Origin of the sequence: Mesorhizobium sp. BR1-1-4 (assembly GCF_020165375.1) — a bacterium.
In the GTDB taxonomy this organism is placed as follows: Bacteria; Pseudomonadota; Alphaproteobacteria; order Rhizobiales; family Rhizobiaceae; genus Mesorhizobium; species Mesorhizobium australicum.
This window is the reverse complement of record NZ_JAIUIB010000008.1, coordinates 144,490-159,935: the sequence shown is the minus strand read 5'-3', so window position 1 is coordinate 159,935 and position 15,446 is coordinate 144,490. Positions and strand designations below refer to the sequence as shown.

Sequence of the window (15,446 nt, the reverse complement as noted above, 5' to 3'; positions counted from 1 at the left end):
GACCTCCCAATTTCTCGCACCAGCTGCCGAGTTGCCCCTTGCCGTTAACCATTCGTTAACCATTAACCCCCTAGCGTTTACCTCTCAGTAAGGATTCGCTGGCCGTGACCTTTGCCGCCCCCGTCGAAACAAAATCCATTCGTTTTCGCGCCCGTTCTTTCGTGGCCTTTACGCTCACGCCGGAGGCGCCGATTTCCGCCTGGCTGGAGGGGCTGGATCACTGGATCGGCAATTCGCCGGGGTATTTTGCGGGACGGCCGGTGGTGCTCGATCTGAACGTGCTGAAGCCCGACGTCGCCGACATCGGGCTGCTGGTTGCTTCCCTCGGTGCGCGAGGCATCCGGGTCTATGCGATAGAGCTTGAAGGCGCCTCGCTCGGGCTTGACCTGCCGCCGTTGCTTGGCGGCGCCAAGGAGGCCACCACGGATGGCCTGCTGTCGCAGCCCGGCCGCAAGGGCAAGGCGGAGGCGGCTGATGAAGCCGGCCAGCTGGAAACGGTGTTTTCGGATCGCGGCAAGGATGCCGGCAAGGCCGGCGAAGTAAAGGCCGGCGAAGTCAAGGCAGGCGAGGGCAAGGCCGGCGAAGCCAGGGCCGAGGTGGGCAAGGGCAAGGCGGCCAAGGCCGCGGAAGCCGGCGCGATCGAAACTGTCCAGGCCGGCACGCTTATGGTCAAGTCGCCGATCCGCTCGGGTCAGTCGATCTTCCATCCACATGGCGATGTCATCGTTTTGGGCTCGGTCGCGTCCGGCTCCGAAATCATCGCGGCGGGCTCTATCCATGTCTATGGCACCTTACGCGGCCGCGCCATCGCCGGCTCGCAGGGCAATCGCTCGGCACGCATCTTCTGCCGCAAGAACGAGGCGGAGCTGATTTCGATCGACGGCTGGTACACCACCGCCGAAGAGATGGAAGGCGTCTCGCGCGGCAAGGCCGTGCAGGCCTTCCTCGAAGGCGACATGCTCGCCGTCGTGCCGCTGAACTAGGGCGGCGCGATGCTGACGCCCGGCTTCACGGTTCCGGCCCGGACAAGCGCTGAGGCATCGCCGCGCGCAAGCCTCGGACCGGTTTGGGATGGCATGATGGCAGGCTCTGACAACAGCCGTGCGGCGCATGGCACAACAAACGACAACAGGCAACGGAGGCTTTTTCCATGGGCAAGGTAGTGGTCGTCACATCGGGCAAGGGGGGCGTCGGCAAGACCACCTCGACGGCCGCGCTGGGTGCCGCGGTCGCCAAGACCGGCAAGAAGGTGGCGCTGGTCGATTTCGACGTCGGCCTGCGCAATCTCGACCTGATCATGGGCGCCGAGCGGCGCGTCGTGTTCGACCTCGTCAACGTCATCCAGGGCCAGGCCAAGCTGTCGCAGGCGCTGATCCGCGACAAGCGCGTCGACACGCTGTTCCTGCTGCCGGCGTCGCAGACGCGCGACAAGGACGCGCTGACCGAGGACGGCGTCGGCGAGGTGATCGACAAGCTGCGCTCGGTCTTCGACTATGTCTTCTGCGACAGCCCGGCCGGCATCGAGCGCGGCGCGCAGCTCGCCATGCGTTTTGCCGACGAGGCCGTCATCGTCACCAATCCGGAAGTGTCGTCGGTGCGCGATTCCGACCGCATCATCGGTCTGCTCGACGCCCGCACCATGCGCGCCGAACAGGGCGAGCAGATCGCCAAGCATGTGCTGGTCACGCGCTATGACGCGGCGCGCGCCGCGCGGGGAGAAATGCTCTCGATCGACGACGTGCTGGAAATCCTGTCGGTGCCGCTGCTCGGCATCATCCCGGAAAGCCAGGATGTGCTGCGCGCCTCCAACCTCGGTTCGCCGGTGACGCTGTCGGAACCGCTCAACAACGCCGCCAAGGCCTATCTCGAAGCGGCACGGCGGCTTGAAGGCGAAGATTTGCCGGTGGTGGTTCCCTTCGAACGCAAGGGTTTCCTCGACCGTCTGCTCGGAAGGAGGGCCGCATGAGCATCCTCGACCTCTTCAAGCGGCGCACCAGCGCGCCGGTGGCGCGCGAGCGGCTGCAGGTGCTGCTCGCCTATGAGCGCCGCAGCCGTGGCCAGCCCGACCTCGTCTCCATTCTGCGCGAGGAGATCATGGCTGTGATCGCCAAGCATGTGCAGATCGACCAGGACTATCTCCAGGTGTCGATGGATCGGGGCGAGACCATGTCGACGCTGGAAATCGACATCCAGATCCCCAACAAGAGCGCCGTGCCGCTGGCCATGGCGGGGTAAAAACGGTGCGCCTTTTCCTCGCCCCGCTCCACAGGGGGCGAGGAACCCGGATTGCCGGGCCGGCACCGCCGGTTTTCGTCCAGATCAGTTCAGCGAAAATCTCGACCTGAAGCCCGCGGCGCTGTTGCGATTGGGATAGTCCTGATCCGGTATCGCAACGTCCAGATGGGTGCACAGCGGTTCCCAACCGTCGCCAAGAGCGTGGACCAGCAGCCGCTCCCGTGGCACTTCGGCGTACACCGCACGGACATTGGCCTCGTAGCAGGCAATGGCATGCGCTCGATCGCCGGGCCGGCCGCCGAACACCTGCCTGGCGATCAGGGCGAGGCCCAGCGATTCTTGATCGACGCTTTGCTCAAGTCCCGCCGCGATCGTTTTTTCAAAACTCTCCCACCAGCTTTCGGCCGAGCGGTAGGTCAGGATCACCCTGGCATTCGGATAGAAATCGATCAGTTCGCGCCAGTAGTACGCCGAAGGCCAGTCCAAACAGGAGACATAGCCCGACAGCAGCTGGTTCCAGTCCGGCGCGGCACCTTGGGCAAGCGCACGCCACATCCGTTTCTGCTCCTCGTTGCCGATCACTTCATGCATGTGATGACAGGGACCGTAGCCGAGAATGGCCAGCGCCTCGCGCATCGAATCCGTGCCCGTTCGGCCAAAGCCGGTTCCGATCACCTTGATCGACATCTCCATCCCCTCCCGTTCGATCTGCAAGCCGTTTGCTGGCAGCATATCAGGCTGCACACCGAATATGCACGAGAAGCGTTGACATCGCCGCGAACGCTACGGTCTGTGCCAGCCCGGGACCCGGCACTGGCTGTCGCGGCGGTGCAAATCCCCAAATGTCTGAAATTTACATTTCCCTAGGGGGGCTTCCCCTGCGGAATAAGCGGATGTAAGGATACATATTAGCAGTTTGTTAAATATCTGGTTTTGATTGCGTAAGAGGGAGTTCCGTATGAACTTCAAGAGCCTGATCAAGCGTGCTGAAGACGTAGACGACGCACTCCAGGAATTGCAGGACGATCTGGCAGACGCCCTGGATGCCAGCCTCGACAGCGAATTCGAGGCACCGCCACAGGGCGACGATGTCCCCGATAACGCGTCAACCGTCTCGCCACCCCAGGCCGATGCGGCGCAAGCGGAGGGCGCGGACAATCCCGACGATGCGGGCAACACCGACACCGCCGAAACCACGCCACGACTGACGCCCCATGCCCAGACCCGGCTCGCGGCGTTGAACGCCTTCGAAGGAATGTTCCACGACGCCAGGGATTATCTGGATGAGATCAACGGCAAATTGTCGGAAATCTCGACCTCGCACCATCTGACGCGCGAATTCCTCAACATCCTCCACACCGACATTCTTCGCGCCAATGAGCTGGAGCTCGCAAACGCCGGCCTGATCGCCGAGCAAAGAGCGCTGTCGGAAAAGCTGCACGACACGGCGGCCAAGCTGCGCGAGCGTGACAGCACGTGCGAAGTGCTGCAGCAGCGCGAGACAGACCTGGTCCAGGACCGGGATGCGCTTCGCACAGCGCTCGCGGCGGCAAGGCTCGAGCTCGCCGAGATGGGCAATGCCAGCGCCAAACGCGACGCGGAATTCGGCGACATCGCCAACCGGCTGACCGCCAGGACGGTCGAGGCCAACAGGCGCTTGCGCGAGAGCAAGATGCTGCGGGAAAAACATGTCAGCCTGTCGGTCGAACTCGACAAGGTGCTGAAGCGGGAGAGCCAGGCGCGCCACAGGCTGGACGAGCTTTCGGCAGTCCACGCCAGCGAAGCGGCGCGCCTTGCCGAACTGATGGCGGCGCTTGGCAAGAGCGAGAAAGAGGAGATCCGGCTGCAGAAGGCGCTCGAGGCCACACAGGCGAAGCTGGCGGAAAAGACCGAAACGGCCAGCCTGATGGAAGGCGACTGGGAAGCCGAACGGGCTCGCGGCCAGACGGAGATGCGCGGATTGCGGTCCGAGATCCAAGACCTGGAATCGCGGCTGGAGCGGGCCTCGAACGAGAACAGTGCGGCTGCCGCCGAAATCGCCAGGCTCAAGACCGACCTGGACGACGCAGTGGCCGAAAAGAAAATCGCCGATGAAAGATTGTCCGCGCTCACCGACGAGAACGAAGCCGACAAGCTGAGTCTTTCGAAGGCGAACGCCAATCTTTCGCAACTTGCGCTGCAACAGGCATCGGAGGACATACAACGGGATGTCCAGCGGCAGGAATGCGAGGATTTGCGGGCCGAAATCGCGTCGCTCAATGCCCGGATCAAGGAATTGCTGCCCTACGAGCGGCTCCACAAGGCCACCAACGGCAAATCGCGCGAGGGCGAGGTGGTGGAGATAGCCGCCGTGGTGGCCGAGAAAGCCCGTGCAACGGGCAGGCGTCCCATCCGCAGGAATCTGCGCGCCACGTCGTAGCGCGCTTCGCAGGCCTCGTTGCTTGGCAGTCCCCGCATTGGGCTGCCTTTCGCGATGTGGACGGGCCTGACCCAATCACACCGCCGCGAACACCACCGTCTGCGCCAGCCCGCCGCCCTGGCGGTTCTCCAGCGTCACGGTGCCGCCGTAGCGCTCGATGATCTCCTTGGCGATGGCGAGGCCGAGGCCGGCGCCTGGAATGGATTGCTGGCGGCCGGGGTCGACGCGGAAGAAGGGCTCGAAGGCCTTGTGGATGAGGTCGGGCGGAATGCCCGGGCCGACGTCCGATATGGAGAGCACGGCGCGCCTGTCGGCGAGGTCGAGCGCGATCGTGCAGGCCTTGCCGTGGGTGGCGGCGTTGACGACCAGATTGCGCAGGGCGCGGCGCAGGCCGAGCGCGCCGGCGCGGACCGCAACCCTGTCCAGATGCCCGATCGAGACGGAATGGCCGAGCGTGACCATCTCGGCCGATATGTCGCGCACCATCTTTTCCAGGTCGAGCGGCTCGACGGCATCCTGGTTCACCTCCTCGCGCACCAGGCGGATGGCGCTGTCGGCGATGCGGTCGAGCTCGTCGAGGTCGTGCAGCCACTTGTCGCGCTCCTCGTCGAGGAATTCGGCGCGCAGCCGCATGCGCGTCATCGGCGTGCGCAGGTCGTGGCCGGCGGCGGCCACCAGCCGCATGCGGCTTTCCATGGCGGTCTTCAGCCTGGACGAGAGCTGGTTCAGTGCGTGCGCCGTGGCCTTGACCTCGGCCGAGCCCACCTCCGGCACCGGCGCCAGCACGCCGTCCCTGCCGATCTTGGAGACGGTGGCCTCCAGCATTTCGAGCGGCCGGATCAGCACCGAGGTGAAATAGACAGAGACGGCGGTGGCGCCGGCCACGATCAGCGAGATCCAGCCGGCAAGAACCAGCCATTCGCGCCTGGGCGGATCGATATGTGCTATTTCGAGGATCGCCCACCGGCTGTCGGGCAGGCGCATCGAGGCACGTTGGCTGGGTTCACCCGGTTTGTCGCTGACAATGGCCAGCACGTCGAAGCCGCGGCGGCGCAGCAGATCATTGAGCATCGCCGTCTCCTGCCGGTCCACCTTGCCATCCGCCGGCCGGTCGCTGAATTGCACTCGCAGCACATCCGGTATCGGCCCCGGCAGCAGCCGCACCACGAGTTCCATCTGCTGGGCAACCCATGGCACGACGAGTTCCGGCGGCGGCCCGCCGCCGCGCACGCTGAGGACCGCCGCCGTCGCCAGGCCGACGACACCGACGATGGAGGCGACCAGCAACAGGATGAGGCGGCGGCGCAGCGAGTTCACGCCTGCGCCTCCACCGTCTCGACGCGCGCGGTTAGCTGGTAGCCGCCATTGCGCACCGTCTTGAACAGCGGCCCGTCGCCGGTATCGGTGAATTTGCGGCGCAGCCGGCTCATCAGCACGTCGACCGAGCGTTCGAGCGGGTCGCGTTCGCGGCCTTGTGTGAGATCAAGCAGCTGGTCGCGCGACAGCAGCCGGCCGGGGCGGTCGAGGAACACCTGCAACAGGTCGAATTCGGCGCCGGTGAGATCGACGGCCGCGCCCTGCGCATCCGTCACCTTGCGGGTGTCCGGCTCCAGCCTGTAGCTGGCGAAGCGGTAGGCGCGGGGCGGAGGCGCGGGCGCCGCTTCTTCCGGCGTCGAGCGCCTGAGCACGGCGCGGATGCGGGCGGTGAGCTCGCGGGGGTTGAACGGCTTGCCGAGATAGTCGTCGGCGCCGAGTTCCAGCCCGATGATGCGGTCGACATCCTCCTTCAGCGCCGTCAGCAGGATGACGGGAATATGCGGCTTGCGGTCGCGCAAGCCCCGGCAGATGTCGAGCCCCGAACCATCCGGCAGCATGACGTCGAGCACGGCCAGGTCGAACTGGCCAGTGGCCAGCTTCTGCTCGCATTCGCGCCTGTCGGCCGCCACCGAGACGCGAAAACCCTGGCCATCGAGATAGCGTCCGAGCAGTGTGCGGATTTCGCGGTCGTCGTCGACGACGAGGATATGGGGTTGTGACTGCATTATCGTGCCCTTGCCCATGATCCCAGGGCTTGTCCTGATTATAGGGAGCGCGCGCGCAAGCGGCATGGAAAATTGCAACCCAATGTTTCTGGCCGGGGGATGGCAACATTCGGAAACAAATTGCCCTTTTGCGGAAACCTTCGGCAACATGCCGACGCGAAGCAGACAAACACGCTTCCTATCCTCCTGACGTCCAAAGCATGGATGAAAGGAATACCGTCATGCGAAGCAGACTTCTTGCGCTCGGCCTGTTTTCCGCCGCCGCCATCCACCCCGCGCTGGCGGCGCAGCCCGACCCGGGCGCGGCGCCAGGCGGGCCGCCGCCTGCCATGGCAATGCAGGATGGAACGGACCATGGCTCGATGCCGCATCCTTCGCAAGGATGGGGTCCGCAAGGTTTTGGCCCGCACAGTTTCGGCCCGCAAGGCTTCGGCCCCCGCCGCGTGGGGCCGCCGCCGGAATTCATGCTGGCCGCCCGGCTCGCCGCGCTCGAAACACGCGTCGGCATCCGCAGCGAACAGCTCGACGCCTGGCGCGACTACACCAGCGCGCTGCAGGCGGTGCTTTCGCCACCGCGGCCGGATCGTGGTCCGGGCGGCACTGGCCGGCCTGGAGGGCCGGATGGCGGGCCGCAGGCGAGAGGTCCCGATGCAGGGCCGGCCGGCAAGCCCGATCCGTTCGCCTTCCAGGAAAGGCTGGCAGACGACGTCACGGCGCGTGCGGCTTCGGCCGCCAAGCTGAAGGACGCGATCGCCGAGCTGCGCGCCAAGCTCACGCCTGAACAGCTCGAAATCGTCGTTTCGGCGGAACGCCCCCATGGACCACCCCCCGGTCCATGGGGCGGCCCGCCGAATGACGCAGTCGGTCCGGCAGGCCCGCCCAATGATGGCCCGATGCCGCCGCCCCAGCCCGGGAACGGCTGACAACCGACCGGCTGCGCCGGCCGGCCCCGGTACCCAACCCGTTCCCGGGCCGGCCGGGTTTCCTTCTCCGGGATGGCGGATCGCGCCTTCCCGGATTCACCCCATGCAACAAGGCACGACAATGTGGGAAGCCCTGATGCTGCTGCGGCTGATCGCATCGGCCAGCCCGAAATATTCGTTCGGCCGGCGCATCGATCATGCCGCAACGCCGCCGGCCTTGCCGGTCGACACGCTGCAAGGCGCGATCCGGCTGGAATTCGCCGCCTGGCGCCTGTCGCTGCCGATCTCGCGGCACGCCGATGGCCACGGAAATCATGACCGCAAGATCGCGTGAGACCTGGCAAGGCGCTTGGCATGTCGGTGCTGATCGGCATAATGGCGCGGAGGGCATCGCGGCCAGCCATCCGATCCTCGGGTGCGCTCCAGCCACGAAGAAGGAGCGCGACATGAGCCGCTTCGAAGCACTGCTCGACGCCGCCCGCAAGTGGGCGCGACCCCTCGTCACGACATCGTCCGTCTCAAGCCTCACCTGCGACCGCCGGCGTTCGCCCTCGCTTTGCATTGGCCAACGCCCATGCGGTCACCGCACCTCCAGCGAAAGATCATTCAGCCATGTCCATGCAGTCTAGCCAGTCCTCCCCGCCGGTTCGCCGGCTCGCGTCCTGGACGGCTCTTGCCGCAGCCCTTCTCCTGGCGGCCTGCTCACAGGAGGGCGGCAAGGCTCCCGCAGGCATGGGCGGCGTCGGCAAACCGGAAGTCGGCGTCGTCACGCTGCATCCGCAATCGGTGGCGATCACAGCCGAACTGTCGGGGCGCACGGCGGCCTCGCTGATCGCCGAGGTGCGTCCACAAGTGAACGGCATCATCCAGCAACGGCTGTTCAAGGAAGGCAGCGAGGTGGCGGCGGGACAGCCGCTCTACCTCATCGACCCGGCGAGCTACAAGGCGGCTTATGACAGCGCGGTCGCGGCGCAGCAGAAGGCGGCGGCGGCGGTGCCTACCGCGCAGGCCAAGTTCGACAGATACGCCGGCCTGTTGAAGCAGAACGTTGTTTCCAAACAGGATTATGATGACGCCGCCGCCACGCTTGCGCAGGCGCAGGCGGATGTGGCTTCCGCCAAGGCGAGCGCCGAAACCGCGCGCATCAGCCTCGACCGCACCTCGATCACCGCGCCGATCGCAGGCCGCATCGACAAGTCCACGCTGACACCGGGCGCGCTGGTCACCGCCAACCAGGAGACGGTGCTGACCACGATCCGCTCGCTCGACCCGATCAATGTCGACGTCACGCAGTCGAGCACCAATTTGCTCAACCTGCGCCAGGCGATCTCGGAAGGGCGGCTGAAGTTCAGCGGCCCCAATGTCAGCGTGAAGCTGAAGCTCGAGAACGGCACCATCTACGCGCAGACCGGCAAGCTGGAATTCGCCGGCGCCAATGTCGACCAGACCACCGGCACGTTCGCGCTCAGGGCCGAGTTTCCCAATCCCGACCGCCTGCTTCTGCCGGGCATGTATGTGCGGGCGCTGGTCGAGGAGGGCGTTGCCCAGAACAGTTTTCTCGTGCCGCAGCGCGCCGTCACCCGCAACACGAAGGGTGAGGCGACGGCCATGGTCATCAATGCGCAGGGCAAGGTCGAGACGCGCGTGCTCGCCGTGCGCACCACCGTCGGCAACAGCTGGCTGGTCGACAGCGGCGTGGGCGATGGTGACCGTGTCATCGTCGAGGGCCTGCAGCTCGTGCGCCCCGGCGGCGATGCGACCGGCGTCGAAGTGACGATTGACGAGGCGACCGGTGAGATCAAGGATCGCGGCCAGACCTCCGCCTTGCCGGCCCCATCCAAGGTGGCCAGCACCGGCCGGCAACCCGCCGCGTCGACCGGGAACTGAGACGATGTCAGCATTTTTCATCAACCGGCCGATCTTCGCCTGGGTGATCGCCATCGTGATCATGCTGGGCGGTCTGCTCGCACTCACCACGCTGCCGATCTCGCAATATCCGCAGATCGCGCCGACCACGGTCAATATCAGCGCCACCTATCCGGGCGCGGACGCCCAGACGGTCGAGAACTCGGTGACCAAGGTCATCGAGCAAGGCATGACCGGCATCGACAACCTCGATTACATGACGGCGACGTCGACCTCGACCGGTTCTGCGTCGATCACGCTGACCTTCACCAGTTCGGCCGACCCCGACACCGCCCAGGTGCAGACGCAGAACAAGCTGCAGCTGGTGCAGTCGCAACTGCCGCAGGTAGTGCAGAGCAACGGCATCACCGTCTCCAAATCCTCGACCGGCTTCCTGATGGTCATCGGCTTCGTCTCCAGCGACGGCAAGATGAACTCGACCGACCTCGCCGACTATGTCGACGCCACCGTCAACGACACGCTGAAGCGCGTCGAAGGCGTGGGCTCGACGCAGCTCTTCGGCTCGGGCTATGCGATGCGGATCTGGCTCGACCCCGACAAGCTGGCCAAATACGCGCTGATGCCAAGCGACGTGGCGAGCGCCATCGAGGCGCAGAACACGCAGGTTTCGGCCGGCCAGCTCGGCGGCCTGCCGGCGCGCAAGGGCCAGCAGCTCAACGCCACGGTGACCGCCAAGAGCCGGCTGCAAACCGCCGAACAGTTCCGCAACATCATCCTGAAGAGCCAGACGGACGGCTCGCTGGTCCGCCTCAACGACGTCGCCACCGTCGAACTCGGCGCCGAAAGCTATACGACGCAAGCCAACTACAACGGCAAGCCGGCGGCGGGCGTCGCCGTCAACCTGGCGACCGGTGCCAACGCGATCAGCACCGCCGAAGCGGTGCGCTCGACGATAAACCGGCTGAGCTCGACCTTCCCGCAAGGCGTCGAGGTCGTCTATCCCTACGACACCTCGCCCTTCGTGCGGCTGTCGATCGAGGAGGTGGTCAAGACGCTAGCCGAGGCGATCGTGCTGGTGTTCCTGGTGATGTTCATCTTCCTGCAGAACTTGCGGGCGACGATCATCCCGACCATCGCGGTGCCGGTGGTGCTGCTGGGCACGTTCGGCGTGCTGTCGCTGTTCGGCTATTCGGTCAACACGCTGACCATGTTCGCCATGGTGCTGGCCATCGGCCTGCTCGTCGACGACGCCATCGTCGTGGTCGAGAATGTCGAACGCGTCATGCAGGAGGAAGATCTGTCGCCGAAAGAAGCGACGCGAAAATCGATGAACGAGATTACCGGCGCGCTGGTCGGCATCGCCACCGTGCTGTCAGCGGTGTTCGTGCCGATGGCCTTCTTCGGCGGCTCGACCGGCATCATCTACCGGCAGTTCTCGGTGACCATCGTCTCGGCCATGGTGCTGTCCGTGTTGGTGGCGCTGGTGCTGACGCCGGCATTGTGCGCCACGATCCTGCGGCGGCCGAAGGACCATGCCACGCAGACCGGTCCGTTCGGCTGGTTCAACAGGATGTTCGATCGCGGCACGACGGCCTATCGCGACGGCTCGCACGGCATCATCAACCGGTCGTGGCGATTTCTTGCCATCTTCCTCGCCATTGTCGTCGCCATGGGCTGGATGTTTGCGCGGTTGCCGAGCTCGTTCCTGCCGGAAGAAGACCAGGGCATCCTGATCACCAGCGTGCAATTGCCGGTCGGCGCCACGCAGGACCGCACGGAGCGCGTGCTGAAGCAAGTCACCGACCACTATCTCAACGACGAAAAGGACGCCGTCGACGGGGTCTTCACCGCGTCGGGCTTCGGCTTCGGCGGAGCCGGGCAGAATGTCGGCATCGGCTTCGTGCGGCTGAAGGATTTCGCCCAGCGCAAGTCGTCCGCAATGGCCGCGCAGGCGATCGCCGGCCGCGCCATGGGCGCGTTCTCCAAGATCAGGGATGCGCAGGTCTTCGCGCTGGCGCCCCCGGCCATCCAGGGCTTCGGCAACACCAACGGCTTCGATTTCTACCTGCAGGACGTCAACGGCGCCGGCCATGACGCGCTGATCCAGACGCGCAACCAGCTTCTGGCCTTGGCTGGGCAGAGCAAGGTGCTCGCAAACACGCGTCCCAACGGCCAGGAGGACCAGCCGCAATTCTCGGTCGACATCGACCAGGAGAAGGCGAGCGCGCTGGGCGTCAGCCTTGCCGACATCAACAACACGTTGTCCAGCGCCTGGGGCAGCGATTACGTCAACGACTTCATCGATCGCGGACGGGTGAAGCCGGTCTACATGCAATCGGACGCGAATTTCCGCATGCAGCCGGAGGATCTCGACAAATGGCAGGTCCGCAATTCAAGCGGCGCCATGGTGCCGTTCTCGGCCTTTGCCTCCAGCCACTGGACATTCGGTTCGCCCCGGCTCGAACGCTATAATGGTTCGGCCGCGGTCGAGATCCAGGGCGCGGCGGCAGCGGGCGTGAGCTCGGGTGCGGCGATGGACGAGATCGACAAACTCGTCGCGCAACTGCCGGCCGGCTATTCGCATGAATGGACCGGGCTGTCGCATCAGGAGCGGCTTTCGGGCAACCAGGCGATGTCGCTCTATGCGATCTCGGCCTTGGTCGTGTTCCTGTGCCTGGCCGCGCTCTATGAGAGCTGGTCGATCCCGTTCGCGGTGATGCTGTCGGTACCGATCGGCATCTTCGGCGCGCTGCTGGCGGCAAGCCTGTTCGGCCAGACCAACGACGTCTATTTCAAGGTCGGCCTGCTGACCACGATCGGCCTCGCCGCCAAGAACGCCATCCTGATCGTCGAGTTCGCCATTGAACGGCAGGCGGCCGGCATGGGGCTGGTGGAGGCAACGCTCGAGGCGGCGCGACAGCGGTTGCGGCCGATCCTGATGACGTCGCTGGCCTTCATCCTCGGCGTCACGCCGCTTGCGATCGCCAGCGGCGCCGGCTCGGGCGCGCAGAACTCCGTCGGCATCGGCGTGATGGGCGGCATGATCGCCGCGACCGTGATCGGTGTGTTCCTGGTGCCGCTGCTGTTCGTCACGGTGCGGCGCATCTTCAAGGGCAGGGTGGCCAAACCAGATCCCGGGCAGGATACGGGCGAAACGCCGGTGACGGCCAACCAGCAGTAAGGGTTCTTCACATGACAGGTTTTGAACGTGGCTCGGTGGCCGCGGGGCGGCTCCTTGCGCCTATTGTCGGCGCGGCCTTGCTCGCGGGATGCGTCGTCGGTCCGGATTACCGCAGGCCCGACCTGCCGATACCGGCAAACTGGAGCGGTGAGAAGCCGACCAAGTCCGTCCAGCCGGCGCAGCTGTCGCAATGGTGGCAACGCCTGCGCGACCCGCAGCTCGACACGCTTGTCGAGGAAGCAGTCGCCGGCAACCTCGATGTCGCCACGGCGAAGGCCAAGATCCGCGAAGCGCGCGCCGACTACCGCCAGAGCGCCGGCACGCTGTTCCCGTCAGCCGACGGCTCGGCATCGGCGACGCGCAACAGGACTGCCGCCGCCGCGGCCGACGGCACCGCCAGCGATGCCTACAGCCAGTATCATCGGGCTTCGACGCCAGTTGGGAACTCGACCTGTTCGGCGCCAACCGCCGGGGCGTCGAGGCCGCACGCTATGGTGTGGACGCCTCGCAGGCGATCACTGTCGACGGCGTCCAGTATATCGAGTTTCGGCTGGACCTGAACGAAAGCAACAATGATGTAAACGGTAACATCACGCTGACCGGGCTGGATATCTACATCTCCAATGCCGGAGCGACGCTTGCCGACTATAATGCTGACTTTGCAGGGTTCACCACCGTCTTCCACCTGACCGCCGACCAGTTGCTGATCGATTCCAATCATGGCTCGGGGACGGACGACTACCGCGTGCTCGTCCCGGTCAGCGACTTTACGGCGGCCGGTGTCTCGCCCGATTCCTATGTCACGCTGTCTTCGGGCTTCTCCGGAGCCAATGGCGGCTTCGAGGAGTGGCGCACCCTCACGACCCCCGGCACCGGCACTGATACGCCTGGAATAGGCATCGACAAGGTAACGGTCGACGGCACGGCGATCGGCGACGGGCTGAGCGTGCTCGCCGGCGATACGATCACCTGGCAATACACGGTCAGCAACACCGGCAATGTCGCCCTGTCGAACATTGTCGTCACCGACGACCACAATGACGTGGTCGTGACGGCGGTTCTCAGCGGCGGCTTCAACGTCGGCGACACCAACCATGACGGCAAGCTCGACACCACCGAGCACTGGAGCTTCATCGGCACGAGCACCGGCACGGCTGTCGTCGGCGATTACACCAATGTTGGCACGGTCACGGGCTCGGCCGGGGTAGTCAATGTCACCGACAGCGACGGCTCCAGCTATTTCGGCGCCGATCCCGAGATCAAGATCGACAAGGTGACGGTCGACGACGGGACCAAGGGCGACACTCTGACGATCCTGACCGGCGAGCCGATCTCGTGGGAATACACGGTGACCAATGTCGGCAACGTTGCCCTGTCGGGCGTCACGGTAACCGACAGCGACGCCGGCGTGACGCCGGGCGCGGTGCTTGGCGGTGGCCATGTCACCAACATCGGTGACGTCAACGACAACAACAAGCTCGACATCGGTGAAGTCTGGAAGTTCTCGGCAACCGGCACCGCCGTGACAGGCGCCTACAGCAACACCGGCACCGCCTCCGGCTCCTTCACCGATGATGCCAATCATACCGGCACCGACACGGCCACCGACGACTCCGGCTATTTCGGCGCCAATCCGCACATCACGCTCGACAAGAAGACCAACGCCGTCGACCACGGCCTCAACATCTTCCAGGGCCAAGCCGTGACCTGGACCTACGATGTCAAGAACGACGGCAATGTCGCGCTCGCCCATGTGGTCGTGACCGACGACAACGGCACCGCCGGCACCGGCGACGATTTCCATCCGACGGCGATCCTCAGCGGCGGCTTCAACAGCGGCGACACCAACCACGACAATCTGCTCGATATAAATGAGACCTGGCACTACCAGGCGACGGGCATCGCGCAGCTCGGCAGCTACGTCAACAATGCAACAGCCACCACCGACGCCTATGTCGACACGGCCGGACATTCGCGCACGCCGCTCGCCGCCGACAACAGCGACTACGAAGGTTTCTCGAACAAGGCGCTGACACAAGGGTTCTGGGGAAGCCATTCCGATGCCTGGGACAATGTCGCCGGCAATGAGGGCAATCCCACTAAGAGCGCGGTGGCCAGCGGCGTCTTGTCCAGCCTTGACGTCAATCCGCGTAGCGACGGCTATCTGCTGCTCGGCGACAGCAACGGCGACGGCATTGCCAACGATGCGCACGACCTCCTGATTTCGACCTCGCTGGCCAAGGCCATCGAATCGAGTTCGGCGGGTGGCGATGCGCGCGTGATCATGCTGCAGCAGGCAATCGCCACCCAGCTCAACATCGACAACCATGTCGCTCAGCCCAACGACCTGATCGACGAGGCGGTGATGTGGCTGAAGGGTCAGGGGACCTGGGCCGGGCTCGGCGTCAATGTCGACGCCGACAACGATGGCGTCGTCGATCAGGTCGGCACCGCGCTGAAGGGGCCTGCGGTCAAGACAAACACGGTTGCCTGGACCAAATATGTCGACGTCACCGACGCGAGCTCCGGCATCGTCGACTGGAACGGCGGCAAGGAGGCCGACGGCGAGGGCCTGAAGAACGCGCTGATGTGGTTCAACCAGGGGCAACTGGTGACATCCGGGCCGGACGGGCATGTCGCTTGGTTCGACGGGACCAACATCATCGACGAGCATCCCAACACGCTCGATCAATTCTGGCTCACGCTGCATGAGGTGGCGCAGACTCAAGTGGGGGGCCTGACGGGGATCGCCTGAGGCAGGCTCCCGGCCTTCCGGTCGG

At 65.1% G+C, this 15,446-nt stretch carries 12 protein-coding genes and 1 pseudogene; 10 read left to right on the top strand and 3 right to left on the bottom strand.

Annotation, left to right across the window (positions count from 1 at the left end; translation table 11 throughout):
* Window positions 1–104 precede the first annotated feature (104 nt).
* From minC to minE, 3 genes are all read left to right on the top strand, one after another.
* Entirely contained in the window at window positions 105–983 is an 879-nt protein-coding gene (gene minC, locus LB571_RS18905) for a septum site-determining protein MinC (RefSeq protein WP_224596853.1), read from the top strand.
* 167 nt (window positions 984–1,150) lie between these two features.
* Window positions 1,151–1,966, top strand: a complete 816-nt coding sequence (gene minD, locus LB571_RS18900; RefSeq protein ID WP_015316922.1) for a septum site-determining protein MinD — start codon at window positions 1,151–1,153, stop codon at window positions 1,964–1,966.
* Window positions 1,963–2,235, top strand: a complete 273-nt coding sequence (gene minE / locus LB571_RS18895; RefSeq protein ID WP_023774842.1) for a cell division topological specificity factor MinE — start codon at window positions 1,963–1,965, stop codon at window positions 2,233–2,235. Before minD ends, minE begins: the two co-directional genes overlap by 4 nt.
* A gap of 84 nt (window positions 2,236–2,319) precedes the next feature.
* Here the strand turns inward: minE and LB571_RS18890 are convergent, their stop codons facing one another.
* Window positions 2,320–2,922: a sulfotransferase family protein gene (locus tag LB571_RS18890; RefSeq protein WP_224597186.1), complete on the bottom strand. Its 603-nt coding sequence runs from the start codon at window positions 2,920–2,922 to the stop codon at window positions 2,320–2,322.
* A gap of 271 nt (window positions 2,923–3,193) precedes the next feature.
* On the opposite strand from LB571_RS18890, the gene LB571_RS18885 reads away from it, so the two are divergent.
* On the top strand, window positions 3,194–4,654 hold the full coding sequence (locus tag LB571_RS18885; protein ID WP_140792455.1) for a hypothetical protein: 1,461 nt from the start codon (window positions 3,194–3,196) through the stop codon (window positions 4,652–4,654).
* A 75-nt stretch (window positions 4,655–4,729) separates the two neighbouring features.
* Here the strand turns inward: LB571_RS18885 and LB571_RS18880 are convergent, their stop codons facing one another.
* Window positions 4,730–5,971, bottom strand: coding sequence for an ATP-binding protein (locus tag LB571_RS18880; protein WP_224596851.1), 1,242 nt, complete (start codon window positions 5,969–5,971; stop codon window positions 4,730–4,732).
* Window positions 5,968–6,696, bottom strand: coding sequence for a response regulator (locus tag LB571_RS18875; RefSeq protein ID WP_140617985.1), 729 nt, complete (start codon window positions 6,694–6,696; stop codon window positions 5,968–5,970). The genes LB571_RS18880 and LB571_RS18875 overlap by 4 nt, the downstream gene beginning before the upstream one ends.
* A 221-nt stretch (window positions 6,697–6,917) precedes the next feature.
* Between LB571_RS18875 and LB571_RS18870 the strand changes: the two genes are divergently transcribed.
* From LB571_RS18870 to LB571_RS18845, 6 genes and pseudogenes are all read left to right on the top strand, one after another.
* Complete coding sequence (locus tag LB571_RS18870; protein ID WP_224596847.1) at window positions 6,918–7,619, top strand: hypothetical protein; 702 nt, start codon at window positions 6,918–6,920, stop codon at window positions 7,617–7,619.
* 103 nt (window positions 7,620–7,722) lie between these two features.
* Window positions 7,723–7,953, top strand: coding sequence for a hypothetical protein (locus LB571_RS18865; protein ID WP_224527071.1), 231 nt, complete (start codon window positions 7,723–7,725; stop codon window positions 7,951–7,953).
* 278 nt (window positions 7,954–8,231) lie between these two features.
* On the top strand, window positions 8,232–9,506 hold the full coding sequence (locus LB571_RS18860) for an efflux RND transporter periplasmic adaptor subunit (RefSeq protein WP_224596844.1): 1,275 nt from the start codon (window positions 8,232–8,234) through the stop codon (window positions 9,504–9,506).
* Between the two features lie 4 nt (window positions 9,507–9,510).
* Complete coding sequence (locus LB571_RS18855) at window positions 9,511–12,666, top strand: efflux RND transporter permease subunit (protein ID WP_224596840.1); 3,156 nt, start codon at window positions 9,511–9,513, stop codon at window positions 12,664–12,666.
* A gap of 11 nt (window positions 12,667–12,677) precedes the next feature.
* A pseudogene (locus tag LB571_RS18850) lies at window positions 12,678–13,177 on the top strand (TolC family protein); the annotation flags it as partial.
* On the top strand, window positions 13,163–15,421 hold the full coding sequence (locus LB571_RS18845; RefSeq protein ID WP_224597183.1) for a hypothetical protein: 2,259 nt from the start codon (window positions 13,163–13,165) through the stop codon (window positions 15,419–15,421). The pseudogene LB571_RS18850 and the gene LB571_RS18845, both read left to right, overlap by 15 nt.
* Window positions 15,422–15,446 lie beyond the last annotated feature (25 nt).